The organism is Desulfitobacterium chlororespirans DSM 11544 (genome assembly GCF_900143285.1).
Taxonomy (GTDB): domain Bacteria; phylum Bacillota; class Desulfitobacteriia; order Desulfitobacteriales; family Desulfitobacteriaceae; genus Desulfitobacterium; species Desulfitobacterium chlororespirans.
The window spans coordinates 164,356-189,791 of record NZ_FRDN01000015.1 but is presented as its reverse complement, the minus strand read 5'-3'; the positions used below and the strand labels follow the sequence as shown (position 1 = coordinate 189,791).

At 45.4% G+C, this 25,436-nt stretch carries 22 protein-coding genes, 2 tRNA genes and 1 rRNA gene; 5 read left to right on the top strand and 20 right to left on the bottom strand.

All coding sequences use genetic code 11. The annotated features are described in order from the left end of the window. From BUA14_RS22250 to BUA14_RS22230, 5 genes are all read right to left on the bottom strand, one after another. Nucleotides 1–195, bottom strand: a 16S ribosomal RNA gene (locus BUA14_RS22250); the annotation flags it as partial. A 255-nt stretch (nt 196–450) separates the two neighbouring features. Further along, entirely contained in the window at nt 451–1,248 is a 798-nt protein-coding gene (locus BUA14_RS22245; protein WP_072774611.1) for an ABC transporter ATP-binding protein, read from the bottom strand. Between the two features lie 182 nt (nt 1,249–1,430). Then, a complete protein-coding gene (locus BUA14_RS22240; protein ID WP_072774610.1) occupies nt 1,431–2,426 on the bottom strand; it encodes a FecCD family ABC transporter permease in 996 nt (331 codons plus the stop codon). A gap of 2 nt (nt 2,427–2,428) precedes the next feature. Continuing rightward, a complete protein-coding gene (locus tag BUA14_RS22235) occupies nt 2,429–3,376 on the bottom strand; it encodes a FecCD family ABC transporter permease (RefSeq protein WP_242954734.1) in 948 nt (315 codons plus the stop codon). Nucleotides 3,377–3,452: 76 nt separating this feature from the next. After that, nucleotides 3,453–4,418, bottom strand: a complete 966-nt coding sequence (locus BUA14_RS22230; protein ID WP_242954733.1) for an ABC transporter substrate-binding protein — start codon at nt 4,416–4,418, stop codon at nt 3,453–3,455. A gap of 146 nt (nt 4,419–4,564) precedes the next feature. Between BUA14_RS22230 and BUA14_RS22225 the strand changes: the two genes are divergently transcribed. Continuing rightward, nucleotides 4,565–5,467, top strand: a complete 903-nt coding sequence (locus BUA14_RS22225) for a helix-turn-helix domain-containing protein (protein ID WP_242954732.1) — start codon at nt 4,565–4,567, stop codon at nt 5,465–5,467. Between the two features lie 121 nt (nt 5,468–5,588). Here BUA14_RS22225 and BUA14_RS22220 read toward each other — a convergent pair whose 3' ends face one another. The 5 genes from BUA14_RS22220 to BUA14_RS22200 form a co-directional block, all read right to left on the bottom strand. Next, a complete protein-coding gene (locus BUA14_RS22220) occupies nt 5,589–5,978 on the bottom strand; it encodes a RidA family protein (RefSeq protein WP_035214111.1) in 390 nt (129 codons plus the stop codon). A gap of 125 nt (nt 5,979–6,103) precedes the next feature. Continuing rightward, nucleotides 6,104–6,177: transfer RNA gene (locus BUA14_RS22215), tRNA-Gly, on the bottom strand. Between the two features lie 10 nt (nt 6,178–6,187). After that, nucleotides 6,188–6,264, bottom strand: a tRNA-Arg gene (locus BUA14_RS22210). Between the two features lie 93 nt (nt 6,265–6,357). Continuing rightward, entirely contained in the window at nt 6,358–7,008 is a 651-nt protein-coding gene (gene trmB, locus BUA14_RS22205) for a tRNA (guanosine(46)-N7)-methyltransferase TrmB (RefSeq protein WP_072774607.1), read from the bottom strand. Between the two features lie 120 nt (nt 7,009–7,128). Continuing rightward, on the bottom strand, nt 7,129–7,872 hold the full coding sequence (locus BUA14_RS22200) for an acyl-[acyl-carrier-protein] thioesterase (RefSeq protein ID WP_242954731.1): 744 nt from the start codon (nt 7,870–7,872) through the stop codon (nt 7,129–7,131). Between the two features lie 115 nt (nt 7,873–7,987). On the opposite strand from BUA14_RS22200, the gene BUA14_RS22195 reads away from it, so the two are divergent. Continuing rightward, a complete protein-coding gene (locus BUA14_RS22195; RefSeq protein ID WP_072774605.1) occupies nt 7,988–9,376 on the top strand; it encodes an MFS transporter in 1,389 nt (462 codons plus the stop codon). Here BUA14_RS22195 and BUA14_RS22190 read toward each other — a convergent pair. Next, nucleotides 9,370–11,727: an AAA-type ATPase lid domain-containing protein gene (locus BUA14_RS22190; RefSeq protein WP_072774604.1), complete on the bottom strand. Its 2,358-nt coding sequence runs from the start codon at nt 11,725–11,727 to the stop codon at nt 9,370–9,372. The two genes, BUA14_RS22195 and BUA14_RS22190, sit on opposite strands and share 7 nt — an antisense overlap. A gap of 123 nt (nt 11,728–11,850) precedes the next feature. Here BUA14_RS22190 and glk point away from each other — a divergent pair, with 123 nt between their 5' ends. Then, complete coding sequence (glk, locus tag BUA14_RS22185) at nt 11,851–12,948, top strand: glucokinase (RefSeq protein ID WP_072774603.1); 1,098 nt, start codon at nt 11,851–11,853, stop codon at nt 12,946–12,948. Between the two features lie 291 nt (nt 12,949–13,239). Here glk and BUA14_RS22180 read toward each other — a convergent pair whose 3' ends face one another. The 3 genes from BUA14_RS22180 to BUA14_RS22170 all read right to left on the bottom strand — a co-directional run bounded on the left by BUA14_RS22180 (nt 13,240) and on the right by BUA14_RS22170 (nt 18,426). Beyond that, nucleotides 13,240–16,299, bottom strand: a complete 3,060-nt coding sequence (locus BUA14_RS22180; RefSeq protein ID WP_072774602.1) for an efflux RND transporter permease subunit — start codon at nt 16,297–16,299, stop codon at nt 13,240–13,242. A 12-nt stretch (nt 16,300–16,311) separates the two neighbouring features. Further along, nucleotides 16,312–17,526, bottom strand: coding sequence for an efflux RND transporter periplasmic adaptor subunit (locus BUA14_RS22175; protein ID WP_084078799.1), 1,215 nt, complete (start codon nt 17,524–17,526; stop codon nt 16,312–16,314). Between the two features lie 288 nt (nt 17,527–17,814). Then, nucleotides 17,815–18,426, bottom strand: a complete 612-nt coding sequence (locus tag BUA14_RS22170; RefSeq protein ID WP_072774601.1) for a TetR/AcrR family transcriptional regulator — start codon at nt 18,424–18,426, stop codon at nt 17,815–17,817. A 645-nt stretch (nt 18,427–19,071) separates the two neighbouring features. On the opposite strand from BUA14_RS22170, the gene BUA14_RS22165 reads away from it, so the two are divergent. Further along, a complete protein-coding gene (locus BUA14_RS22165; RefSeq protein ID WP_072774600.1) occupies nt 19,072–19,740 on the top strand; it encodes a TVP38/TMEM64 family protein in 669 nt (222 codons plus the stop codon). A gap of 91 nt (nt 19,741–19,831) precedes the next feature. Next, nucleotides 19,832–20,980: an MGDG synthase family glycosyltransferase gene (locus tag BUA14_RS22160; RefSeq protein WP_072774599.1), complete on the top strand. Its 1,149-nt coding sequence runs from the start codon at nt 19,832–19,834 to the stop codon at nt 20,978–20,980. A 99-nt stretch (nt 20,981–21,079) separates the two neighbouring features. Here the strand turns inward: BUA14_RS22160 and BUA14_RS22155 are convergent, their stop codons facing one another. The 6 genes from BUA14_RS22155 to BUA14_RS28605 all read right to left on the bottom strand — a co-directional run bounded on the left by BUA14_RS22155 (nt 21,080) and on the right by BUA14_RS28605 (nt 25,386). Then, on the bottom strand, nt 21,080–21,487 hold the full coding sequence (locus BUA14_RS22155) for a hypothetical protein (protein ID WP_242954730.1): 408 nt from the start codon (nt 21,485–21,487) through the stop codon (nt 21,080–21,082). 273 nt (nt 21,488–21,760) lie between these two features. Then, entirely contained in the window at nt 21,761–22,207 is a 447-nt protein-coding gene (locus tag BUA14_RS22150; protein WP_072774598.1) for a hypothetical protein, read from the bottom strand. A 792-nt stretch (nt 22,208–22,999) separates the two neighbouring features. After that, nucleotides 23,000–23,305 carry a type II toxin-antitoxin system RelE/ParE family toxin gene (locus BUA14_RS22140; protein WP_072774597.1) on the bottom strand — a complete coding sequence of 102 codons (306 nt, stop codon included), beginning with the start codon at nt 23,303–23,305 and terminating at the stop codon, nt 23,000–23,002. Continuing rightward, entirely contained in the window at nt 23,295–23,561 is a 267-nt protein-coding gene (locus tag BUA14_RS22135) for a type II toxin-antitoxin system Phd/YefM family antitoxin (protein ID WP_072774596.1), read from the bottom strand. The genes BUA14_RS22140 and BUA14_RS22135 overlap by 11 nt, the downstream gene beginning before the upstream one ends. Nucleotides 23,562–23,771: 210 nt before the next feature. Further along, entirely contained in the window at nt 23,772–24,353 is a 582-nt protein-coding gene (locus BUA14_RS28610; protein ID WP_242954729.1) for a hypothetical protein, read from the bottom strand. After that, entirely contained in the window at nt 24,337–25,386 is a 1,050-nt protein-coding gene (locus BUA14_RS28605; RefSeq protein ID WP_242954728.1) for a hypothetical protein, read from the bottom strand. Before BUA14_RS28605 ends, BUA14_RS28610 begins: the two co-directional genes overlap by 17 nt. Nucleotides 25,387–25,436 lie beyond the last annotated feature (50 nt).

The window sequence follows — 25,436 nt, the reverse complement described above, 5'->3', positions numbered from 1 at the left end:
CAAGGCGTAAGCTTATCCGGTATTAGCCCTCGTTTCCAAGGGTTGTCCCGGTCTACTAGGTAGGTTATCCACGCGTTACTCACCCGTCCGCCACTAAGAACTCTTTAAGCAAGCTTATTGAGTTCTCCGTTCGACTTGCATGTGTTAGGCACGCCGCCAGCGTTCGTCCTGAGCCAGGATCAAACTCTCCATAAAATTTATGAAGAACATTTGATTGCTCAAATTTCTTACTCTCATTTGACGAGTCATTGGCTGTTCCTTGTTGTTTAGTTTTCAAAGACCGTTGTCGTCCGCCGGTTATTGGCGGCGAAATTTATAATAGCATTTCTGACGAATTTCGTCAACAGTAAATTCGCTTAAAATTTTAATTATATTTTCGGCACTATAACTTTCCATCTATAACTATAGAAAAAACTAACCCTGGATAAAACAAATCCTTGATTATGTCGCTCAAAAACACTTGCCGCCTACACCGTAAGGAAGGCAGACCGGCACATCAAGCACAGGATGTTGAATCACCTCAGCCTCGACGTCGAAAACATCCCGAAGCATCGCCGGAGTGACCACTTCCCGTGGTGCTCCGGCATAGCTTTTTCTCCCGTTCTTAATCGCCACAAGATAATCGGAGAACATAATCCCATGATTCAGATCGTGTAAAACCATGACGATAGTTACACTTTGTTCTTTGTTCAGCTTTTTTAAAAGCTGTAATATTTCCAGTTGATGTGAGATATCCAAATAGGTAGTGGGTTCGTCCAAAAATAAAATCCCCGTCTTTTGAGCAAGAGCCATCGCTATCCAGCCCCGCTGCCGCTGGCCGCCGGAAAGTTGATCCATATCGCGTTCCGCTAATTCCGCCATATTCGTGCAGGCCAGAGCCCAGTCCACCACCTCATGATCCTGCGCCGTGATGCCGGACAATTTTCTTCGATAAGGGAAGCGACCATACTCCACCAGCTCCCGTGCGGTAATACCTTGGGGAATCTGGGCACTCTGGGGAAGCAGCGCCAGCTTTTGGGCCACAAGTTTTGTGGGCAGTTCATAAAGAGGTTTTCCCTCAAGATACACAGTGCCGCTTGATGGGGCAAGCAATCTGGACATAGCCTTAAGAATTGTCGATTTTCCGGAACCATTGGCACCGATCAGGGTCGTGATTTGTCCGGCAGGAATCTCAAGATCAAAATCCTGGAAAACCGGAACACCCTGGTAACCGGCGGAAAGTTTGCTGGCAACCATAGAAATCTGCATCCGTTTGACCCTCCTATACGCTCTTTCTATTTTGCGGACGCTTTTTGTCCTTCCTCTTTTATCCGGCTTCTTTTCACACCAGATGATCAACTTCATTTTTCGTACTGAAACTTCATCTTGTGTCCTTTTTCTCCATCTTTATTCCCAATTTGTTCTGCAACCTCATCCTTGTGCTGTCACCCTCATCTTCTGTGCAGTAAATAGAGAAAATAAGGGGCAGCCAAAACAGAGATGACAATCCCCACCGGAACTTCAATGGACTGGAACAAGGACCGTCCTGCCGTATCCGCCAGAAGCAGAAAAAGTCCGCCTGTAAGCATAGAAGCGGGGAGCAAATAACCATGCCGCACCCCTACTATCCGTCTTGCTATATGGGGAGCTACCAAGCCGATAAACCCAATTCCGCCACTGACGGAGATGCAGCTGGCAGCCAGGGCGACAGCAATAAAAAGGAGCAGTAGCCGCTCTTTTTCCACCTTGATACCTAGGGAAGAAGCCGTCTCTTCCCCAAGCTGGAGAACATCCATAATGCCCGCCCGCCATAAGAGAAAAGGAATCAGGACCAATAAATATGGGAGAAGGGTTTTCACCTGATACCAACTGCTCCCCCAGATGTTGCCGGCCAGCCAGCGGGCCACCGCCTGGTAGCTGTTGTTTTCCATATCAGCTCCCATAACAACCATCAGTGCGGAAAATCCGGCGGCGGCAGCAATTCCTCCCAGAAGAAGGTAATCCGTATTAACCTTGCCTCTCCGACGGGAAAAACCGTAGAGAAACACAGCCACCAGCAGCCCCCCGGCCAAGGCGAACAAGGGCTGATAGATCATGGCGTAGAGATGCAGGGACGGAAAATAGGCCAGAAAGATCACCACCATAAGACCGGCTCCCGCATTAATCCCCAGAATTCCCGGATCAGCCAGGGGATTTTCCGTCACTGACTGGAGGGTACAACCGGACAACGCCAGCCCCATACCGCAGAGAACCGCCAGAACAATACGGGGCAGACGGATCTGCACCAACACAAGCGAGGCCCCGGATTCCCAAGGCCGCCAAACGGTCATCAGAACCTGATCATAAGAAATCCTTGCATACCCACAGTTCACAGCAAGCAACATGGCAACCAGAACCCCTGAAAAAAGCAGCCCCAGGAAAAGCAGCCGTTGATGATTTTTATGCATTACTAAGCTCCTTTCTTCCGATAGGTCAGCACCAGAAAGAAGGGAACGCCGATGACCGAAACCAGCGCACCCACCGGAGTATCAAAAGGAGCGTTGATCATGCGGGCCGCCACATCGGACAGCACCAGCAGCATCCCGCCCAAAAGTGCGGAGAGGGGCAAAATTTTGCGATAATCCGCTCCTACCAGCAGCCGGGCCGTATGAGGAATAATGAGTCCCAGAAAAGAAATCCCTCCCGCCAGGGATACGCTTGCTCCCGCCAAAACCAGAACCACTCCCAACCCGGTCAGGCGGAGAGCTCCTACATTAACCCCCAATCCCGCCGCACTCTCCTCACCTAATGCTAGAATGGATAATCTCCCCGCAAGCAGCAGCCCAGCCACCCCTGCGGCAGCAATCCAGGGTGCTGCGACGTTTAACTGAGCCCAGGAAATTCCAGCGAGACTGCCCGAGGTCCAAAAGGACAGATCCTTGGAGAGCCCAAACGTAAGACCTACCCCTTGACTCAAGGCCGTCAAAAAAGCCCCTACGGCGGCTCCCGCTAAAATCAGCCGAATCGCGCCGGATTTTTGTTTACCCATGCCCAGACCATAAACCAGCAGCACAGCCAGTGCCGCTCCCCCAAAAGCTGTCAGCATGGTCCCCAAAGAAGATAAAGAGGGCCAAAGCACCGCACCGAGGGCCACCGCAAAACCCGCCCCGGCGTTGATCCCCAAAAGTCCCGCATCCGCCAGGGGATTACGGGTGATCCCCTGCATAATCGCCCCGGCAAGGGCAAAGGCCGCTCCGGTTAAGCAAGCGGCCAAAGCCCTGGGCAGGCGCATTTCCAGCATGATTCTGCCCAGATTGGAGGAGTTATCCCCCAAGACAACCGTTTGAAGAAGGGTTTTAAAGCCGCTGCCGGCAATGCCGATACTGACGGAAAGCATGATGGCCAGTGCTAAACACATAAGGGCCGTCAGGATCAGAACGCCATACCCTGCTTTCCCAAGTATCTTTCCAGGCCTTCCTCCTCTCCGTCCCCCCCTATTTAACATCGGTATGATTGATGATGGCCCCGGCCAGTTTCTCCATATAGAGGAGCTTTCCTTTGGGAGTGTAAGCCATATCGTATTGCTGCCCATTCACTCCATAGTAGACATTTCCCTTCTGTACGGCTTTCAAATTCTGCCAAGCTGGGCTGTTCTCCGTTTCCCCGGGCCGGCCGTCGTCACTGAAAAAGAAGAGATGATCCGCATCGATCCGGGAAAAATACTCGGCATCCACCACTTCTCCCCAGACCTTTTCCGGGACTCCGGCGGAAGGAGTCAGCTTCATTTCGTCAAAAAGAAGCTCTCCGGGGCCTGCTGTCCTGTAGGCATAATAGGAACCAAAATGAACCGAATTGGCTTCAATAACCGCAAACGTCTCCCCGCCGGCCACTTCCTTTACCTTCTGGGCAAGCTCGGCAGCCCTAGCGTCAAAATCCTTGAGCCATTGGGTTACCACAGCTTCCTTGCCGAACCATTGTCCAAGCTGCTGAAACCGGCCCCGCCAATTCACGAAATTGATATCGTCGCTTAACATCAGAGTGGGAGCAATAGCCTTTAACTGCTCATAGACTTTTTCATGCCTTATGTTCATAATGATCAGATCCGGCTTCAGCTCGGCGATTTTCTCCAGATTCAAATCCATGGTTCCGGAGTAATTGCCCACCACTTCCACCTTGTTGGCGGCGAAATAGCTTTGCAGATACTCCGGAACCGTCACACCGTCAAACATACTGGTATTCGCTGAGGCAATAAAGGGAATGCCCATAATAGTCAATTCATCGGCAGAACCGGAAACATCCACAATGCGCAGCGGGTTGGTCGGAATCACCACTTCCCCCTTCATATCCTTAACCGTCCTTGTCTCCTCCGCTACATTTTCCAAACCGCCTGACTGGGATGAGCATCCGGACAAAAATACAGCCAACGCTAAAACCATAAGCATGATCAACCTTTTCTTCATTTCCATCCTCCTCATTTTCATTACACTGCGCCTCGACCAGTTAGACGAGGCTAACTATAATTAATATAGATCATTCGCAAGAACTTCTCTGCTCCTGGACGGAGTATTCTTGCCCCTGGATGGAATATAGAAAGGCTGGAATGCAGATGTCGCTCTTACCGCTGAAGTTTGACTTATCACCTATTTTCCCTGTGAAAAGCATTGAAATACGCCCCCATGTGCATATCATGGTTTCATCCGGCAAATTTGCACACACCCAGCAAAGATGGTCGGAAGCAACCGCGCCCATATTTGAACTCTCTTACAGCCGGAAAGGCGTCATCCATGGCGAAGTCAATCACCAGCTTGTGGAGCTCAAACTAGGGTACTCCTCCCTAGGATTTATAGACCATGCCTCAGCCCACTCGGAGTACCAGAGCGGCGAGGAAATTCTTCTCTACTCGATCTGGGTCCAGCCCGAAGCTTTTAACTCTTTTTGCCGTGCAGTGGGCGACACATCCGCCAGAGGTTTCCAGACCTTTCAAAAAGGAGCTTACCACTTTTGCAGTTTGAAGACCGACCTGAGAGAAGAGGGTATTTTGAGCAGGCTGGACAGCTGTCTGGAAAAGAGCGCCGACAGACTGAACACCCTTATGCTGGAAAGCCATATCCTTGAACTGCTCTCCCTGCATTTTGAGCGATTGCTGGAACTGGAAAGAACAGATGAGGGCTTTAAAGAACTATCGAAAACCGACATTGAACGCTTGAACCTGGCCCGTGAGATTTTGCTGCACCGCATTGAATCGCCCCCTTCTCTACTGGAATTATCCCGTCTGATTCAAATGAACGATTGCAAGCTAAAGCGCTCATTTAAGGTTTATTTTGGCCACACCGTTTACGAGTTTGTCCGGGAACAGCGGCTGGAAAAAGCCTTTACCCTCCTTTCCCGTCAAAGCTGCAATGTAAGTCAGTCGGCCTTTGCCGTAGGCTATACAAACATCAGTCATTTTTCCAAAGCCTTTAAAGGCAAGTTCGGGATAAGTCCCGGCGCCTTGATCCGAAGCAGCTGATAAAAAAACTCCCTTTGAGCGACAGATTTTTGCCTTTTGCTCAAAGGGAGTTTTATTTATTATCAGCGGTTAACATCTGGTGCAGCCATTGGGGAGATGCCAGTGAGGTCCTTCTATGAATTCAGACTGGCTGCGCAGCCCAAGCGTCTATTTCTACTTTTATTTTGGGAGTAGCCAGTGCTTTTACATAAATCAAGGTGCAGCATGGTAGAGATTCACCGAAAAAATCCAATAAAATATCGCCTCTGGCCTTGCTATCCAATTCATCTACAAAATATAGTACAAGTTTTGTGATGTTTTTTCTTGATACTCCTGCCTCTTGTAGGTTGAGGTCAATATTTTTTAAGGCCAACTTAAACTGCTCTTCAACTGTTGCAGGAATATCCTTTTGTAAATCCATTCCTATTTGTCCTGATAAATTTAATAATTTGGTTTTTTCCGGAATTTCAATTTGATGGACGTAAGGTCCCACGGGTTCATGAACATTCTTTGGGTTTCGCCTTATAATCATTATGTCTACCTCCTTTTTATAAATGTTTGTCAAAAGTCATCTTAGCAGCATGGCTCCTGCTTTGCTTTGAAAAAACGGTTTGAACGAAAAATCTAAATCGTTCAAACCGTTGCTATGATTAGATCTGGAGCGGGTGATGGGAATCGAACCCACGTAGCTAGCTTGGAAGGCTAGTGCTCTACCATTGAGCTACACCCGCAGAATAAATATGGTGCGCTCGAAGGGATTCGAACCCCTGGCCTTCTGATTCGTAGTCAGACGCTCTATCCAGCTGAGCTACGAGCGCAAATCCTGCACGGTGTTACCGTGCCGACAGTTATTGATTATAACCATAATTTTCTTCCAAGTCAATGGGAACTTGGAAGCTCGACCTGATTTATCAATCCTGCGAACCCTTATTGACCTCAAATATCCCAAATTTAATCTTAACTCCCTGGTTGCTGAACTTTTCTTCATATTCTGTCTTAATATTTTCGGTGAATTCACTTTGATGCAAATCAAAGGTTCTGTACTTTTCAATAAAGCCTGCCTCGGCAAAGTACTTTAAGCTATCTTTAAACAGTTCGTCATCATCTGTTTTAAACCATATTTCTGAATGGTCTTTCATAAGCTTTTTATAGCCCGATAGAAATTGAGGATGTGTCAGTCTTTTGTGATGATGCCTGCGGCTGGGCCATGGATTGCAAAAATTAATATAGATCTTTTCTATCTGGTCATGCTTGAAGATACTCTCCAGCTTGGCAATATTCATCGGAATAACTCTGACATTATGGAGAGCCTTCTCATTAATTTTTCGCAGAGCTTTGACCAGCACCTCATCATAAAGATCGATAGCTATATAATTGATATGAGGGTTCAGCTCTGCACATTGATTGATGAACTGCCCTCGTCCGCAGCCCAGTTCAAGATGAATAGGGCAGTTATTGCCAAAAGCCTCCTGCCAATTTTCCTTATAATGCATGGGATTATAGATAACTTTAGGATCACTCTCCAGCTCAGGTCTTGCCCAGGCTTTTCGTCTAAGTCTCATGTCATTCTCCTCGATGTTCAAAAAATAAAAAAGTTCATAAAATAGCTATTGAAACCCTTGAAGCAAAGGACTATTCTGAGTAGTAGCTGAATCAATCTTTTGAATTATAAAACTTCCGAATTAACGCTTTGTCCAGACCGTTCTGCCGCAGGCCAGCTCCCTCTCTCCTGACTGATCAAGAACGCGATGCAGATATTCGAGTCCGGCATCCTTGGCTCCTTGGCCTTGGGACAGTATGTCCGTACCATATGGGGTTTCTTTCTTATAGATCACTTCCAGCCGGCGCAGCCTGTAATCTTTTAGAGACTCTTCAGATATCCCTTCCAGCATCCACTCGACATACCGTGTATTGTTGACATGGCCATTGGTATCAATATCGCTTCTTCGGACATGAAACCTTATCTCCGTGTGGATATCCGTGATTTCCGGCAAATCCTCAAAAGGCTCTTTCCCTTCATAGCTCTCCGGCACCCCATATTGATCAGCAAATTGGAGTGGGATCCGGGTGGGGCGCCTTTTATCAATATTTAAGTAAATCCACAGGGAACCGGCTTTGCCTATGATATTCCCTTGGGAATCTCTGATTGTAAACACCCTTTCGCCATAAAACCGTTCAAACCCTATATTAAGAGTCTCTATGGTGACCTTTTCCCCTAAACGGGGATAGCGCTCCATCTCCAACCGCCAACGATTAAGCACCCAGCAGGTTCTTTGCTCCAGGAGGGATTCGATCCCTAGTCCTACGGCCTCGGAATGAGCTATAGCACAATCTTCAAGAAAGTCCAATATAGTTATTACCGAAGCTTCCCCAAACTGATCCACCTGGAAATAAAAGATCTCATATTCTTTACTATATCCCGACATGATGACCATCCTTACTTATTTTTGACTATAGTCATAGTTTAATCGATTATCGATTCCCAAGCAAAGAAAAACCAAAAAATACTACTTTTCAGTCCGGCTATGAAGGAGTATCAGTATGACTTACGACAATCAATTCGTCCGCTCGACCATGATCATCTGTCTCTTAACATCCTTTATCGGGGCCTTTATGTCCAATTCCGTGAATATTGCTATTCCCGCACTTTCTCTTGACTTTACCGTAACCCAATTGCATCTCAATTGGGTGGTAACCATTTATCTGTTAACCAGTGCCGCCTTGTCCATCCCTTGCGGACGCTTAGCAGATATTATCGGCAGAAGGAAGCTCTTTCTGATTGGCATCGGTCTATTTTGCTTAAGCTCCTTAGGCTGCAGCCTGACTCCCTCTTTTAATGTTTTAATCTTCTTCCGGCTTTGCCAAGGAGTGGCCAATGCCATGATCGCCGGTACATCCATGGCGATTCTGACGACGGTGGTTCCTCCCCAACAACGGGGTAAAGCCCTGGGCATTGCTTCTGCCGCCGTCTATATCGGGCTTTCCCTTGGCCCCGTCTTAGGGGGATTGTTTGTCAAGCTCATCAGCTGGCGAGCAATTTTTGCCTTTGGCTTCGCCGTAGACGCTCTGATCCTGGTGCTCATCCTTACCAAGCTGACAGGGGAGTGGAAAGCCGCCGCAGGAGAGGTTTACGACTATAAAGGAGCTGCTCTGTGGATTTCCGGCCTTACTCTCTTGCTGTTTGCCTTATCCAATTTAGCTCTAGCTCCCTTTTATACTCTCCTGCTGATTGCCGGCTTGGTCCTTTTAGGGATCTTTATCCGGGTTGAACTCAAGAGCGACTCCCCCATCTTTGCCCTTAGGATCTTCGCTAAAAATACACCGTTCATCTTTTCCAATCTGGCCACAGCGATCAATTACCTTGCTACTTTCGCCTTAGGCTACCTCTTATCCCTGTACCTCCAGCTTATCTTAGGGCTGGACAGCTCCCTGGCGGGACTTATACTCCTCTCCCAACCCGTCCTCATGGCCCTTCTCTCCCCATTTGCCGGGCGGTTATCCGACAAGATCCAGCCCCGCATTCTGTCCTCTGTGGGCATGGGCATCGTTACTGCGGGACTCCTCCCGATCATCTTCTTTACGTCTTCCACACCCATTGCCTTGATTGTCGCAGATTTGGTGTTCATCGGTATCGGTTATGGACTGTTTGCCTCCCCCAACACCAATGCCGTCATGAGTTCGGTGGACAAACGCTATTACTCCATCGCTTCATCTACCCTAGGAACCATGAGGCTCTTAGGGCAGACCCTAAGCATGGCTACCGTATCCTTAATGACATCGCACTTTATCGGCAATACCAGCCTTTATTCCCCGGAATATCCCCGGGTTTTCATGATCAGCTTTAAACTAAGCTTTATTATCTTTACCATACTCTGTTTCCTGGGCATCTTCGCTTCCCTGGCCCGGGGCAAGAAAGAGCAAGTTCAATGATTAATATTTTTCGCTTTGCTGTATTGATGAAGGGTTAATCCTACCGTAATAGCAGTTAAGAGAATTCCCGTAAACACGGCAAGGCCATAGCCCAAGCTTTTGGCCGTAATAAACAGGGTCTGCATCCCAGTCTCTTCATAGTATCCCATCCCCAAAAACAGATCATTAATCCCTGGAATATAGCCTATTTGATACACAATATGCCCGCCAATGATCAGGGGAATAAAGGCAAATACCAATTTAATCCGCTTCGAAGCCGCTTTCGTCTTAAAAGGCTTCCCCAGCCACCAACCAAGTGCTCCGCCCAGCAGGGCCGCCAGCAAATAAGTCAAGGTAAACCAAAGCTGCCATTGATTCGGGGGCATAGAGCCATGAAGAGGTTCAAAAACCATGATCGGAAAAAGGATTCCCATGAGCATACCAATAAAAACAGCATACCCTTGATTGACACGGGTCAAATGCCAAACCTCCCGTGCCGGCACTCTTAAGTTGACCTGGACATTCTCATGCTGGCAATTGCTGACGCATTTAAAGCATAATTTGCAATCCAAATTATTATCCAGATAGGGCAAATGCTGACTCATCGGGCAGCCCTTGACCCCATCCCTGCCCACATAACAGTCAAAGGTGGTGCATTTATTCAGGCATACCGCTGCATCTGCTCTTACTTCTAAAAGAGAACCGATGGAGGCCGTCCCGATAAAGCCTCCCAACGGGCAAAAATGCCGGCACCAGGCATGGCGGGGATAAAGAACGCTGACGATGATGGCCAGACCTTGAATGACCAGGAGCAGCAAAGCGGTAAAAAGCATATGGGAACGCATGCCCGTAAAGATTTCCGCCCAAAAGATCAGAGCAAATAAAACACTCACCATCAGATAATCATATTTGACAAAGAGGGCGGGCAGCGGCCGTTTCGGGTGATAGCGATCTTGTACAAACTCCATAATTTTGGAAAAAGGGCAAAAAGTGCACCATAGTCTCCCCAATAAAGGGGATAGAATAGCCAGAGAAGGCCACCAAAGGCCCCAAACTAAGACAAAAACTTTCATAGTAAGAGGCAATTGAGGAAGGAAAACCAGTCCGACAATCAGGAGAAGGAACAAAACTGCCGAAATCCATTGCAGACTGTGGAGAAGCTTCCTACTTTTGAATAAACTTTTAAAGAATCCCCATTGTAAAAGATTGATTTTACTCCCGATCTTTTCCGCAGTGGGACCAAAAAAGATTTGCTCTAACCCGATGACATCCTGATCGGCGAGAAAGAAGGCCCGCTCCATGACCTGAATAAGCTCTGTTACATTGCCTTGGCGATAATTATGAGACAGGAGAAGTTGTGTCGCTTCAGAGGTTAATACAGGTACATTGCGCTGATGCTTCTGAGCTAAACTCTCCACAATGCCTTGAGCGATGATCGGGATATCTCTTTTACGCTCCCGTAAGGGCGCTATGGAGTAACTATGCTCAAAACAAGCAGCCAATTCAGGCATAAGCTGGGGATCCTTATGCTTGGTATCTTCCTGAATACTGCCGATGACCAGACAGGAATGATGAGCAGTGCCAAGCACCTGAGCCAGCCTTATTTGAAGCTCAGGGGTAATTTGATCTATTTCCTGAATGAAAAGGGTCCCCCCTGCGGCAATATCCTCAAACGTAAAAGCAGCGTAAGAGCTTTCTGCAGCTTTCTTTTCCTCTTTGAGCAGATAACCCCATTGCTGTTCAAAACGCTGACCATTCAGGACAACAAAGGGAGCCGTCTCCCCAAAAAGCTGCTGATGAGCATACCAGGCCACCATTTGCCGGCCCGTGCCTCTCTCTCCCCTGATCAGCAAATGCCCCTCAGTCTGCTGGAGCTTCTTAAACAAGCGTTCTACCTCATGGGTGGTTTTCACACTGCCCCAGATCCCGTAAAATTTATCTTTATACCGGGTAAGTTGAATGGCCGATCGTAAGACTTCCTTGTAACGGCTTGCCGAGAGCATTTGATGGGTTTCAGCAAGATTATCCGTTAAATTGCCGATGATAGTGCTGTAGATCTGGGGCCAGCGCAACAAGATTCGGGCGAAATCTTCAGCCTTAATGGTCAGGAGGCGAACCGGCTCCAGAGAACGAATCGTTTCCGTGGCCGCTTTACCCGTGACCAAAGAAACCATGCCCAATACCTTATCTTCACTGTCCAGCTTTCCTTCTTCGAGTATATAGACTGCAACGGGCATTTTTCCTGCTTCAATGAGAACGGCCCCTTTAGGGTAGATCTCCCAGTGAAATTCGCGAGCACACTCAATTCGATCCTGTTGTGACAAATCCGCAAGAAAAGGCACCTCAGAGAGAAGATGGAATTTTTCTTTCACAGGGTTCACCCCCCACTACGCTAAATTCGGAATTTTAAGTCTACTATACGCTATGGAAAAAGCTGCTGCCAAGGATTTTAAATTCACAAGAATAAGAATACATGATACAAAAAAGATGAGGTGATGGATTTGCCTTATGCAGGCATTGAAAAAGGCCAACTATACTTGGCGGGAGACATCGGCGGAACCAAAACTCTCTTAGGGCTTTATTCCCTGGAAGGCACCGAGCTTGTCTTAGTCAGGGAAAGGAATTTCCCCAGTAAAGACTGGCAAGACTTAACAGCGCTTATACAAGGATTTTTAGGTGAAATAGCCCTAACTCCTGAAGACATAACCGGAGGCTGCCTCAGCCTGGCCGGGCCCATCACTCGAAATAAGTGTTTCCTCACCAATTTGAATCGGGTGATTGATTGTCCTGCCTTGCGGTCTTCCCTACCATTACGAAAGCCCCTGATTTTGGTCAACGACCTCGAGGCTATGGGGCGGGGCCTCATGGATTTAAGAGCGGAAGATTTGCTCTGCCTTAACCCTTCCGCAGAGAGCCCTTCCTCTTCCCTTGCCTCGTCTCCTGCCCTTTCCCTCGCCAGGCCCTCACTTAACCGGGCACTGATCGCCCCCGGTACAGGCTTGGGTCAGGCCATGATCCTGGCTGACGGGCGGGTTTGCGCCACGGAAGGCGCCCATGGGGACTATGCCCCCTGCACCGAGCAGGAAGTACGGTTATGGCGCTTTCTGGCCCAACGATACGGTCATGTCAGCTATGAGAGAGTCCTCTCTGGTCCCGGGCTGGCAGATCTCTATCAGTTTCTGCACTGGGAAACCCATTCCTCCTCTGCCTATGCTCCTACCCATGACCCGGTCTCTGACTCTATCCCTGCTCCCGCCCCTATCCCTACTCCTGCCGAGATCGCAAAAAGAGCCCTCGCCGGAATCTGTCCACTCTGTACAGAAGCCCTGGAGCTCTTTGTGAAAATCCTGGGAGCGGAAGCAGGCAATCTCGCTTTAAGGACCTTGGCTTATGGAGGAATCTATCTGGGCGGAGGCATCCCCCCTAAAATTCTCCCCAAGCTTCAGGAGGATGGTTTCCGGGAGGCCTTTCTTGCGAAAGGCCGTCTGAGGGACCTTTTGGCCCAGATCCCTATCTATGTGATCCTTAATGAAAGGACCGCTCTGCTGGGGGCCGCCCACCTGGCGGCGGCAGCCGGGTATTCTCCTGCATGATCCAAAAACGGACTTAAGATCTATCTTCAACCCGGGAAGATAGTTACGCTGACCTAATACCATTCTTATCCATTAAAATCTGGTTCGTATAGAAATCCTGCTGATAAGCATAGCCAATCTCCGCAGCTGTAGCTTTCATAACGACATCCCCGTTTTAATCACTGTTTCAAACATGTTTTACATTAGAATCATCAAATGAGGCTAATCCATTTGCGTAATTTCATCCAAATCCTCAACGGCGTTTTCAGCCATGAAAGAATATAGTAGTTTAGCTTTTTACCGATTTTCGCCCTACAACCGTAAACTGTTTCTTGCGAAAAAAGCTTTAGCATCATCCAACAACGTATAAATTACAGGTACAACTATGAGTGTTAAAAAAGTTGATGTGATTAACCCACCAATAATGGCATAAGCCATGGGTGAGCGTCCTTCAGATCCTAATCCTGTGGAGAGTGCTGTAGGAAGCATACCGAAGATCATCGCTAAAGTCGTCATAATAATAGGCCTAAGTCGTGTAGATGCCGCCAGAAGTAACGCGGCGCTTAGTTCTTCTCCCTCGCCCAGCTTTTGCTTAGCATAGTCAACCAGCAAAATCGCATTTTTAGTGACCAGTCCCATCAACATGATAATGCCGATAAATGTCATCATACTTAAACTGCTGCCGCTAAGAAACAGGGCTAACAGAGCTCCAATAATACCGAAGGGCAAAGCGAAGACAATCGCCAAGGGATCAATAAAACTTTCAAACAGGGCGGCAAGGATCAAGTAGATGAACAGAATTCCTAAAAATAGTGCTTTCATTAAGCCAGGGATAGCTGCCTCCACCTCTTCCTGATCTCCTCCGCTAACTTGGCTGACTCCAGCAGGCATTTTTGTTTCATTTTCTAACGCTGCTTTAATTTGAGTGTTAAAGTCACCCGTTGCAACACCAAAGACATTGGCCGTCACTTGAATTTCTCTGGCCTTATCATACCTATTAATGGTCGTAGAGCCCGTGGCAAAAACTTGCTTTGTGACCTGATCAAGAGGAACCATACTGTTATTTGAACCAGGCACATAAATCCCTTTTAAGCTGTCAAAGTCCTTTTTTTGATCATCTTGGAGCAATAGTTTAACGTCATAACGATCTTTTTCTGTTTCATATTGGGTTACAAGAGAACCATTAAAGAGTGTTCCCAACGTATTGGCTACGACCAGTGGACTCACACCGAGATCAGCCGCCCGATCACGATCCACTTCAAGGGTTGCTTCTGCTTTGCCACTCTTATAGCTCATGCTTACATCAACTGCCCCAGGAATTCTCTTGATGGCGCTCTCCGCTTGTTGCGAGTAGTTTAAAAGTTGCTCAAAGTCATCGCCGGTAAAATGGTAATCAGCGTCCTTCGCTCCTCCACCCAGAGTTGAACCAGTCTCTATAGAAAGGGTAATCCCCGGAATCTGCTTTAAACTCTCCCGCATTTTATGGGCAGTTTCACTTAAGGTCTCTTTTCTGGCATTCTTATCGATAAGCTGTACGCTAATGTTGATGTTGCTGAGTGTAACCGTCGAGTACAGGTGCACTACTTCAGGATACTTATTAAGAATACTTTCCATTTGTTTAGTTGTTTCTGCAGCGCTCGTCAGTGTTGTCCCTCCATCTGTTGCCGCTGTTATTGTGATCTTTCCGTTGTCTGAGGATTCTAGAAAACTAGGATTAATGAAGTTAAGAAGGAGCAAACTGCCGAAGAACATTGCCGTTGCAATAGCTATGGTTTTAATCCTATGCTTCAGTGCTGCACTGAGAAGGGTTGTATAGACTCCGGCAAGTTTAACAAACAAGTGATTGAACCATATTAAAAATTTACCAAGGGGACTGTATTTTTTATCTAATTCATCGTTCTCACTTTTTAAATATTTAGACGCCATCAACGGCACTAAGGTAAAGGATACAAATAACGAAATCAAGACACTGACAGCAACCGTCAGACCAAATTCCGCGAAGTAGACCCCGATCGATCCCTCAACCATGGTAATGGGGAGAAAGACAGCAACTATGGTAAAGGTTGTAGCCGTCACCGCCAGTCCAATCTCGCTCGCACCGTCTTTCGCTGCTTGCATTGGAGATTTCCCCATATTTATGTGACGTACAATGTTCTCAACGACAACTATTGCATCATCAATGAGCAATCCAACCGCTAAGGAAAGTCCCATTAATGACACGCTGTTGAGTGAAAAGTTCATCAGTTTCATAGCGGCAAAGGTCGTGATAATCGAGGTGGGCAGTGAGATTGCACTGATAGCTGTGCTTGCCCCATTCCGCAGGAAGACGAAAACCACGAGAACCGCCAGAATACAGCCTTCCAGCAACGTTTTCTGAACTTCACTCACGGACGCTCGTATGACCAGCGAATTGTCATCGACAATATCAATTTTTACATCTTTAGGCAGTGACGCTTGAATCTCTGCAAGTTTCACTTTAAGATCATCTGCAACTTGGGTGGTATTTTCTCCGGATTGTTTGACAATATTAATCCCAATCGATTCTTCACCTTTATAATAGGATAAACTGTCCGGCTCCTTAACAGTATCTTCCACTTGGGCAATATCTTTGATTCTAAGTTCAGTCCCTTGACGATTGGTTACTAAAATATTCAAGAAATCATTAACTTCTTTGACCGTACCATTCGTTCTGAGGGAAACTTCTTTATCACCGTTGGAAACTTTTCCACTGGATATATCTATGTTGTCACTTTGCAGGCTCTGGGTGATTTCCGCAGTTGTCACATTCAGAGCCGCCATTTTTTCTTTATCGAGTTTGATATGTATCTCCCTGACTTGCGCACCATAGGTGGTTACTGATCCAACACCTTTCACCGTATTTAGTTTTTTGGTGATCTCGTCTTCGACCACTTGAGATAAGTCCTTGTTGGAAAGAGGGCTAGTGACCACGAAAGATATAATGGGTACGGCATCTAAGTCAAATTTTTGAACTATGGGTTCATTAATGTCCTGTGGTAAAGTACCCCGTATACTGCTTATTTTATCTTTAATTTCTTGAGCAGCCACATTGACTGGCGTTCCAGAACTAAACTGAATCATTGTCTGGGAGAACGATTCCGTAATCGTGGAGGAAATGTGTTTCACTCCTGAAATTTGTCCGACAGCTTCCTCAACTTTTTTTGTCACTTGTGATTCCAGCTGTTCTGCTGCAGTTCCAGGCAGGGAAATGGTAACGGTTATCATGGGAACATCGACCTCAGGATTTTCGTTGATGGGTAGACCTATATAACTTAAAGCACCCAGGGCAAGCAAAGCAATAACTATTACCGTGGCAAATACAGGCCGTTTCAGGCTGATATCTGTTAAAAACATAATCTTGTCCTCCTATTCCGTTACAACTGAAACCGCATCGCCATCCTGCAGTGTATTCACATTGGTAATAATGACACTGTCACCATTTTTTACGCCGTCTTTAATCTCCACTAAGCCTTTTGAAATTTTCCCGATACTGACAATACGTTTACGGGCAACCCCTTGATCAATCACAAACACTGTATAATTTCCTGGATTTCCACTCAAAGCATTCGTTGGCACTGCAATCACTTCTGATGTCTGGTCACTTACAATATCCACCTTAGCATAAATACCCGGTTTCAGTGCTTGATCAAGATTAGCCACCTCAACTTTACATTTAAAAACTCTTGAAGTAGCATCTGCAGAGGCCTCAATACTTTTAATTATTCCGTCATAGTCTTTAACGACGTTACTGCCAACGGTTACTTTGGCACTCTGTCCTACTTGCAAAGAACTTATATCGTTTTGGTCTACTTCTATCACAGCATAGATTGGCGATATAGCTTTAACTTTTGCCAGGACAACTCCCATGTTGGCATATTGTCCCAAACTCACGCTTTTCTCATCTAAAACACCCGTAATAGGAGCAGTGATTGTCGTATTCGCCAGTGAATCAGTAAGATTATTCAAATCGATCTGGGCAGTAGTAAGATTAGCTTTGGCTGTTTCAATATTGGCTTTTTCTGTTTCCAGATCAATTTTGGCGTTACTTAACATTGTTTCCGCACTTTCCAGTTCAACCTTGGAAACGGCTCCCCCGTCAAAAAGTTCTTTTGTTCGATCATAGGTACGGACTGCATTTTCTACGGTCAGTTGCATTTTCTGCAACCCGGTTTGTGAAGACACTAATTGATTTTCTGAAGCTTTCAGCTGAGCCTGAGAAGAAGCTATGTTGTTTCTGATTTCCTGATCATCTAATTTGATTAGCGGGTCTCCTTCGGTTACATATTGACCATTTTCAAACATCACTTGAACTACCTTACCACTGACCTTGCCACTTACAATACCCTCTTCAGAGGCTTCTAATGATGCCTTATACGAAATGATTGCTTGCTCAATAACATTCTCGGCCACAGTGGCTTTGACATAAACTATATTTGGAGCAGTTTCGGCAATGGTATTCTCCGTTTTTCCCATGAAACTTCTTACTCCTGTACCAGCCAAAATAAGTACAATAACACTTGCCAGAACTTTCTTCTTCGTAATTTTAAAGCCCCTGATAGCTAAACCGATTTTTTCTAACACGATAAATCCCCCTCATATACTTCATTTGTACTTCTTTAATAGGTCACCTATTTTTATCTGAGAGCGAATATCCTCCAAGGTCGGTTCGTTCACCCACATGACTATAAGTGCGTACGCAGTCCTTTAAAAATGCCCTATCGGAGTCGCAGTGGCGTACCTATCCTAATGATGCCTATATCATCCGCGATACACAATTCTTCATATTACTTGCCCCCTTATTCACATTTGTAATAAGTTAAAATAAATTCAAATAAAACCGACCGTTCGGTATGTTTAACGGAAAAAAATTTACCCTTTTAGTTCCATATAAAAACTATCCCATAACTCTAGCAAGGTATCACTGATATCACTGACATCCTCACTGCGGTTTTTCATTAAACTAATACGGAGTGCAATTCCATCATTTGTATAGATAAATACCTTAGCAATTTGTTCATCATTCATGAATGACCTGATCTCTCCGTTTTTTTTAGCTGTAGAGATAACCTCTTTCCATGCTTTCAGTTCATCTTGTTCGTGTTCAAGCAATCTTTCCCGGAAGCTTGGAAAAACCTTCAAAGCATCAAAAACAAGTGAGTAATAGTTCACAGTTAAACCACGGTCCAGATCATCTCCATATAATTGAAGCGAATTGAGTATTCTATTTTGATAAACTACATACTGGTGATAAAACTCATATAGAGAATTCTTGTCGAATATACTAAAATCAGGTGTTATGGAAGACATACAGCTTTTAATTGCTTCCAGAAATAATTGCTCTTTACTTTTAAAATAATAATAAAAAGCGCCTTTTGACATTCCTGTTTTTTCTACTAGCTCAGCCATGGTTACTTCCTTATAGCTCTTGACTAAAAAAAGATTAAATGCAACTTTCAAAATATGTTCTCTTGTGTCATTCATGAATGTATCTCCTTTTTTAAACCGACCATTTGGTATGTATTTATATTAACATTAAAACAGGGTCACGTCAATTTTATGATCGTTCCTGATCAGCCATCCTTTGTCACATATTCCCAAGGGGGCTGTAACTGGGGTAAAATTTCCCGTAGTTCATTCAGTAAATCGAGTAAAGAAACCGAAGATAATTCTGTCTTCATGGCTGACGTAGCCGTTATAAAATGTCCTATTAGCAAATTAGTGATATTTCTGCCTACTGGGCAATGATTTTCAAGCCATTTACAGACCCCAAATATAAACTTGACATGGGTAGCACACCCCGTGGCGCTCATACGCCGAAATATTCACGGCCATCATGGCCAGTAAATTGCGCATCCGGACTTAAATCCACAAGCGCCAGCCCACCTGAGAAAACAGAGGTTGGCATTATTTTTTTACCCTCACTTTACTTTTAATTAATGATACAAGGGATACAAAATGTTTGGGCCATGATATTGTATTAATGTGGAAATGAAACTTTTTACTTCACTTTTTCGTTTTACAAACAGCAGAAGATTAACATATTGATCCAAACCAGTTTAATAAGAATTAAGAAAGCGGAACGAGCCATATTAATATAGTGTAAGTGATTAAAACAGCGGGAGGCTGATGATGCAGAATAAGCTCTTAAATGTAAAAAACCTGCAAACTAAAGGTTCCGGCGCCGCTTTCCTGATTACCGGGGTTTTTCTGACTTTACTTGTGGCTTTCCTTTATTTTGACCGGAGTTCTGAGCTTTCGGCTGTCATCCAGAATTTAGGAGCGGCGGGAATGCTGCTCGCCGTTATGCTCATGGCTGTTTTCTGCCTGACCCCCATCCCTTCGGAAGGCCTGGTTGTAGTCTTCCTGAAGATCTATGGCATATACCTTGGAACATTTCTGGCCTGGCTGGGATGCAATCTGAGTACCTTGGTTATCTTTTTTGCAGCCAGGCATTACGGGCAGCTCTTTTTTAAAAAGCTTCTGACTCCGGAGCGGTTTAAGCTGGTGGATAGCTGGGTTAACGATAAAGGAACCTGGGGTTTGTTTATAGCCCGGCTGCTGCCGCTCCCGGCCTTCATCGTCAATTACGCTGCCGGAATGATTCCGTCGATTAAATTGTGGCCCTACTTCTGGACAGCTGCTTTATCCATCATTCCCTATTATGTGGGAACTGCTTTAGTCTATCTGGGGATTACAGCCAAGATGTGGATTTGGCTGGTGATCGGCGGAGCAGCAATTCTTATTTTCTGGAGCGTTAGCTATCTGCTTAACCGAAAATCCCTCAAAGTCGGTTAATCGTAACTATTCCAAGCTGCTAAGACTCAGCAAAGGAGATCTTTTACAGAAATGGCTGCCACTTTAATTTCATTGCAGGAGGTTGAGCAATATGAGCAATTCACGGGTGTTAGTCATTTCCGCTGCCTTTGGTGCAGGCCATATCAGGGCTGCTGAGGCGGTTATTGAGGCAATCTGGGCTAAAAGGCCCAACACTGAGATCTATCACGCCGATTTCGGAGCATTTTTGAATAAAGCCTTTCATTTGGTGATTAAAACCGCCTACATTGATATGATCAAATATACTCCCAAGCTTTGGGGGGAATTCTATTACAGGACATCGGATATCCCGTCGGATTCCTTGTTCCAGCGTTTCTTAAATGGTTTGGGGCGCCAGGAGTTTATCAGCTATATCCATTCTGTGCAGCCGGATCTTATTGTCTGCACTTATCCGACCATAGCCGGCGTTTTGGCTCAGTTGAAAGAAAAACGGCTCCTAACCGTTCCCCTGGCTGCCGTGGTAACCGATTATGCCATTCACAACCAATGGGTTCATCAAGGTGTAGACTTGTACCTGGTGGGCTCACAAGAGGTTGCGGATGGATTGGCTCAACGGGGCATCGATCCGGGGTGCCTTAAGGTTACTGGAATACCGGTCAGTCCCAAATTTGAAATCAAACTGGACCGGGAAGAGCTGGCCGGAAAATTCGGGCTCGATCCGGATCAGCCCACTATACTGGTCATGGGAGGAGCGTATGGGGTTCTGGATAACGCCGCAGGCATCTGCCGGTTGATCATGCAAAACAAACTTCCTGTCCAGCTGCTGATCGTTTGCGGCAGGGATAAACGACTATACAGTACCCTGGAACCGCTGGTCCGAAAAGCAGAAAACAGAGTGCTGCTCTTCGAATTTGTGGAGAATGTAGAAGAATTGATGACAGTTTCCGATCTTATGATAACCAAAGCGGGGGGCCTGACCGTGTCGGAAGCGTTGACCAAGCAGCTGCCCATGGTGATTTACAAGCCTATCCCCGGTCAGGAAAAAGCAAACTCAGAGTTTTTAAGAAGGGTTGGAACAGGAAAAATTGCCGCTACTGAGGGGGAGCTCCTGCAAATTCTGACTCATCTTCTGGAAAATCCGGAGGAAATCAAGGTAATGAGTCATGCGGCCGCGAAACTGCCCCGGCGCACTGCGGAAACTGCTGCGGATTATTTGCTTGAGCTGTTTCGCCAGCGGAATAGGGTCCGAAAGGTTGGGTAGGGTCAATGGCCAGAACAATATCGCAGATAAAGAGGACGGTAATTCTCAAACACCGGTGTCAATCGCCTCAATTAAACCGATCATGTTGACAATTCAATTTTATTGAAGGCTTAGCTGACTACTTTGTAATAAGGCATGAAGACTGCCCTTACTATCCAACACAAAACTTTTGTTATTAAACGAAAATGGTTTCGAAACATCAATTCCTAGTGACGTTAAAAATTCAGCTGTCGATACAGCTCCACTTCCCAAATCTGTTTCATTATATTGCTTAACAGAAATATCACCCTTAGCAACCGAGTAGAGCATTTGAAAACGACCGCTAAGTGAATCCGCTTTAGCCCGTTGTGCTGTCGTATATTTGTCAAGTAATAAAAACGCAAATCTATTTCTATCCGAATTAACAGGATCATCACGGTGGATAGCGGTAGAGAAATTCGTATTCATCCCATAAGAGTCAAAGAATATATTTAATGGGATACCATCCACTGTTCCAATATTTTTCATCTCACCCTCTTAATATTAATACTATTAGTATTTGGATCTGCTACATTTGGCAGATCGGTTGATAGAAGTTGCTCCCATTTTGGAGGCTGATTTGAGATTTTATTTATTTTTAATGTTTCATATTGCTGAGAATTGCTTTGCAGACGATTATTAGAGATTACTCTTGCAGAGGTTAAGTCATTTATTTTCATATGGAGTGACGATATTCTTTCAAGATATTGTCACCTTTCAAATACATTTTCAAAATAATTTAACAGTTATTCATCTGAATCATTAAAAAAGATGCCTAAGAATTTCAACAACCTTCTGATTTTGAACATAGCCCATAGAGTTGCCGGTTTTCAGATCGCTTTGAGCTCGCTGCTCATATTCTGCAATCCAATCTTTCCTACCCTCTGCATTAAATGGGGTCATATGTATATTAACTTTCATGGCTCCAGACGGAGCCAACATAGGTTCGAAGGTTAGCATTCCGTGATCAAATAAGGATATTTGCCCTGCTTTATAGAGTTTAGCGGATATCTCTTGAATCTCCCTGAAAGATGCATTTCTTATATTATAGCTTTTGGATAACTCTTCCCAAATGTCGGTAGCCACATGCTCTTTTTGTTCTGGGGCGGATTCCAGAAGGCTAAAGAAAACATCAGCCTTTTGGTTTGCACTCAGATTTATATTGGTTCTTGAGTACAACAATGGATTATAGTCCATGCTAACTCTCATAGACCTCACTCCTGTATATATTTTTAAATGATCCTCTGTATAAATATTATCGTAAGTAAATCTTCCGATGTTTAATCACTTCTGGATAATTATGTTCATAATGGGAGTATATTAAGTAAAAGGGCATTCGAGCTATTCACTCCAATGCCATAACCCTAGGGAACCACCGTCTCCCGTCTGCGGTTCGCTGCCCCGCACTCATGGAATTGGCTGTTAAGCCCATTGGCTATAAGGCATGCGGATGATTTCTCTTTTCTCATCCCAGGGCAGGTCTTGATGAATTCTAGTTTTCAGATATGTGGTAATTATTTTAATCTCGAAATACATTAGTTCTTATCTCTTGTCTGAGAAAGTTATCCAACTCTACCTTCTGAGAATTTATAATTATCAGGTTAATCCTTATGTCACAAACCAGTTGTTTTTCGTCATCACTAACTTTGCATAATCCTTTAGCTTGCTAAAAGACGGTACACTCCAATTATATGATTTGAAATTATGATTCGTTATGAAAACTCTATATTACCGTTGTTGGCCACAGCTTTTCTTGAAAGCTGTGGCCAACAACCGAGTATAACGGTTAAAATGTTGAGAGCTTTTGTCCCAGGTTCCTATTTATGTGATTCTTAATGAAAGGACTCCTTTGCTGGGGGCCGCCCGTTTGGCGGCAGCAGCTGAATATCCTGAGGATTAACCCTCCTGGTGAATTTGACTCTAAATAATAAAGGAACACTGAGCTTTTGCACTGTTTTTATCAATCATTAAGATGGTCATAATGCTTCAACTCAAAGCTGTTTAGAATTGGCTTCTCGAATATCGCACTGTAACGATAAGGACATGCTTCTTTGTTTCCTCAATGCGGTATAAAACTGTAAAATTACCCACAAAAATCTGGCGATATCCCCTGTCGGCATAAGCACCCGTTTTTCTCAACACTCCTCTTTGAGGTATGCTCTCTAGGCTGAAAATGGCTTCTTCCAAGGAATCCAACAATTTTAAAGCGATAACCGGCTCTGTCAGCGTTTCAGCAATATAAGCATATATGCCGTCCAAATCGCGGTAGACACGAGGCAGTAATTTTACGGCGTATTTATTTTCCAAAATGTTTCCTCTTTAATTTCGATAGAGCTTCTCTTGCATCAACAAGCTGGTGGTCGGAAGTATACTCGGCTTCGGCTTCCGCGATAGCCGTGTCGAGCTCACGACCTTCCAGCATAGCGTCAAACGTCTCGATGCTCATAATAACTAAATCGCCATAGCCGTTTTTTGTTATGAATATCGGCTCCTTCTTTGCATGACACAGGTCAGAGATATCATTTGTGTTCCTTAGATCAGTTATCGGTCTTATTTGGGGCATGGCTGACGCCTCCTTTCATGTACATCATTATAGCATTATTATGTACATTTTACGAGAGCTTAGTTTGGCAAAAAACGTTTGTCATTCCCGCATAATCATCCTGAATCCACCAAGGCTAATAAGATTTATATGAGGGAGCTGCATAGAGATAGTATTCGCTGGTTGCCGTAATGTTCCTCATTCTGATTTGGGGAGACCTTCCACGAACAATCATTCGATACTGCGGCTTCGGCTGAAAACTACGCGCGGTGCATAATCAACAGGAACTGTATTTTTCATCATATAAACCAAGGTTGTTTCGTATTCCTTTGCACCTTTAATGCCATCCACCTTGTTTTCAGCAATGAGCTTGGCTGCTGCTTCCAAATCGGAAAGGTCCAGCTCTTTTGCTTTTTCCGCCAGCCACTTTTCGTTTTCACCAGGTATATATGATGGATGTGCAAAGTAGTACTCTGTCGCCCGGACCGTGATATAGACCTCACCGGACTCCTGCTCTTCAACCTTCAGACCGGTAAGCAGGAAAAACATCCTGTCGAAATCCGGCGTCCCTTCCGGCCAGGGGGAGTAATAACCGCCCGCATAGTTCGCTGTTTTCCCATAAGCCTGATGCGGCATGGGCTGGTGTACGCCGTCTTTGGCCACAAATAAGGCCGCTATGGTACTTTGAACCGTCTGCGCGCTGACTTTTTCCGGAAAGCGCAGATAGCTCAGCGCATAGAAAACCGCGTCGGCAAAGTTGGAATAGCCAAGAGAGTTGGCATAACTGCGTCCTGTATCAAAAAAATGATTCATACCCATCCATATCCGGCATATAGCACCAGCGATGATCCCTGGCAAAGAGATTAAATTTTTCTCTCAGTTCGTTAGTGATTGCCGCTTCGCCACGCAGATCGCAGACAGTTTTGATAAACTCGTAACCGCTGGGATACTGCTGAAACAAATAGATGTCGGACAGCGCCTGCTGAGGCGGCGCTTGCTCGTCTTTAGGGCTCCTGCTGCAGGACATATAGGTGAAGTGAATGTCTCCTTCCGGGTCGTTTACCGCAAACTCAATCGTCCATTCGCAGCCCAATTCAAGTATTGAGCCCGGATTTTTCAATACCAGGCTGTCTTGCACCTGCCAGAAGGTAAGCCCCTTGTTTTCTTCTTTTTTCATTGCTGCCCAGACTGTTTTGCCGTTTTCCGAATGACCTTCTTCGGCAGGGTCACTGTCCAGTTCATGAAAAAAGTAGCCCCGAATCGTCGCCTCCCATTTATCCGGCCCTCTTTCGGTCTTGCCCTTATTTTTCAGTCCGGTCAATTCATAAATTGCCCAACCGTGCGCATCAGAACCATATCTGATGGTATATTTCCCATTCTCATAAATAAGGCCTGTTCCATCTTTTTGCGTGTAGATTACCGGCCAGAAGAATCTCGTTATCTGACGGTCAAATTTTTCTTCGCTGATGGAACCGTCCACAAAGTCCTCACCGGCATTGAAAATAATATACTGGGAAAGATCGTCCCAAGCCGGCGCTTTACCGAAGGCAAATTCCGGCAGAAGTCTCAGCTCATTGCCGTTCTTGGAAAAATAGTCTTGAAAGAACAGCCTAAGCTCCGGCGTAATCTCCGTTTTACCGTTTAAAATCTGGTTCGTATAGAAATCCTGCTGATGCGCATAGACATCCTCGTTTTTAATCGCTGTTTCGGAATCATACAACTCAGGTGCGGGGGAAGGAACAGATGAAGGCACGGACGAACAAGCCGTCAAGAGCAAAGACATCACTAATAATAATGGAATTAATCTTAACGGGGCGGGGATTGTTCCTGTCTCAGTTTTCATCATACTCACTCCTTGTTGAATTGACCTTCATTACTGTTGTCATCCCATACAGA

Bases quoted from the DNA above. Each gene is read 5' to 3' on its own strand.
- BUA14_RS22160 (WP_072774599.1), top strand. From the start codon at position 19,832: ATGAGCAATTCACGGGTGTTAGTCATTTCCGCTGCCTTTGGTGCAGGC.
- BUA14_RS22165 (WP_072774600.1), top strand. From the start codon at position 19,072: ATGATGCAGAATAAGCTCTTAAATGTAAAAAACCTGCAAACTAAAGGT.
- BUA14_RS22245 (WP_072774611.1), bottom strand. From the start codon at position 1,248: ATGCAGATTTCTATGGTTGCCAGCAAACTTTCCGCCGGTTACCAGGGT.
- BUA14_RS22170 (WP_072774601.1), bottom strand. From the start codon at position 18,426: ATGAATGACACAAGAGAACATATTTTGAAAGTTGCATTTAATCTTTTT.
- BUA14_RS22220 (WP_035214111.1), bottom strand. From the start codon at position 5,978: ATGATTATAAGGCGAAACCCAAAGAATGTTCATGAACCCGTGGGACCT.
- BUA14_RS22180 (WP_072774602.1), bottom strand. From the start codon at position 16,299: ATGTTTTTAACAGATATCAGCCTGAAACGGCCTGTATTTGCCACGGTA.
- BUA14_RS22200 (WP_242954731.1), bottom strand. From the start codon at position 7,872: ATGTCGGGATATAGTAAAGAATATGAGATCTTTTATTTCCAGGTGGAT.
- BUA14_RS22150 (WP_072774598.1), bottom strand. From the start codon at position 22,207: ATGAGAGTTAGCATGGACTATAATCCATTGTTGTACTCAAGAACCAAT.
- BUA14_RS22235 (WP_242954734.1), bottom strand. From the start codon at position 3,376: ATGTGTTTAGCACTGGCCATCATGCTTTCCGTCAGTATCGGCATTGCC.
- BUA14_RS28605 (WP_242954728.1), bottom strand. From the start codon at position 25,386: ATGATGAAAACTGAGACAGGAACAATCCCCGCCCCGTTAAGATTAATT.
- BUA14_RS28610 (WP_242954729.1), bottom strand. From the start codon at position 24,353: ATGAATCATTTTTTTGATACAGGACGCAGTTATGCCAACTCTCTTGGC.
- BUA14_RS22135 (WP_072774596.1), bottom strand. From the start codon at position 23,561: ATGCCCCAAATAAGACCGATAACTGATCTAAGGAACACAAATGATATC.
- BUA14_RS22240 (WP_072774610.1), bottom strand. From the start codon at position 2,426: ATGCATAAAAATCATCAACGGCTGCTTTTCCTGGGGCTGCTTTTTTCA.
- glk (WP_072774603.1), top strand. From the start codon at position 11,851: ATGGATTTGCCTTATGCAGGCATTGAAAAAGGCCAACTATACTTGGCG.
- BUA14_RS22155 (WP_242954730.1), bottom strand. From the start codon at position 21,487: ATGAAAAATATTGGAACAGTGGATGGTATCCCATTAAATATATTCTTT.
- trmB (WP_072774607.1), bottom strand. From the start codon at position 7,008: ATGAGACTTAGACGAAAAGCCTGGGCAAGACCTGAGCTGGAGAGTGAT.
- BUA14_RS22225 (WP_242954732.1), top strand. From the start codon at position 4,565: ATGTCGCTCTTACCGCTGAAGTTTGACTTATCACCTATTTTCCCTGTG.
- BUA14_RS22230 (WP_242954733.1), bottom strand. From the start codon at position 4,418: ATGAAGAAAAGGTTGATCATGCTTATGGTTTTAGCGTTGGCTGTATTT.
- BUA14_RS22195 (WP_072774605.1), top strand. From the start codon at position 7,988: ATGACTTACGACAATCAATTCGTCCGCTCGACCATGATCATCTGTCTC.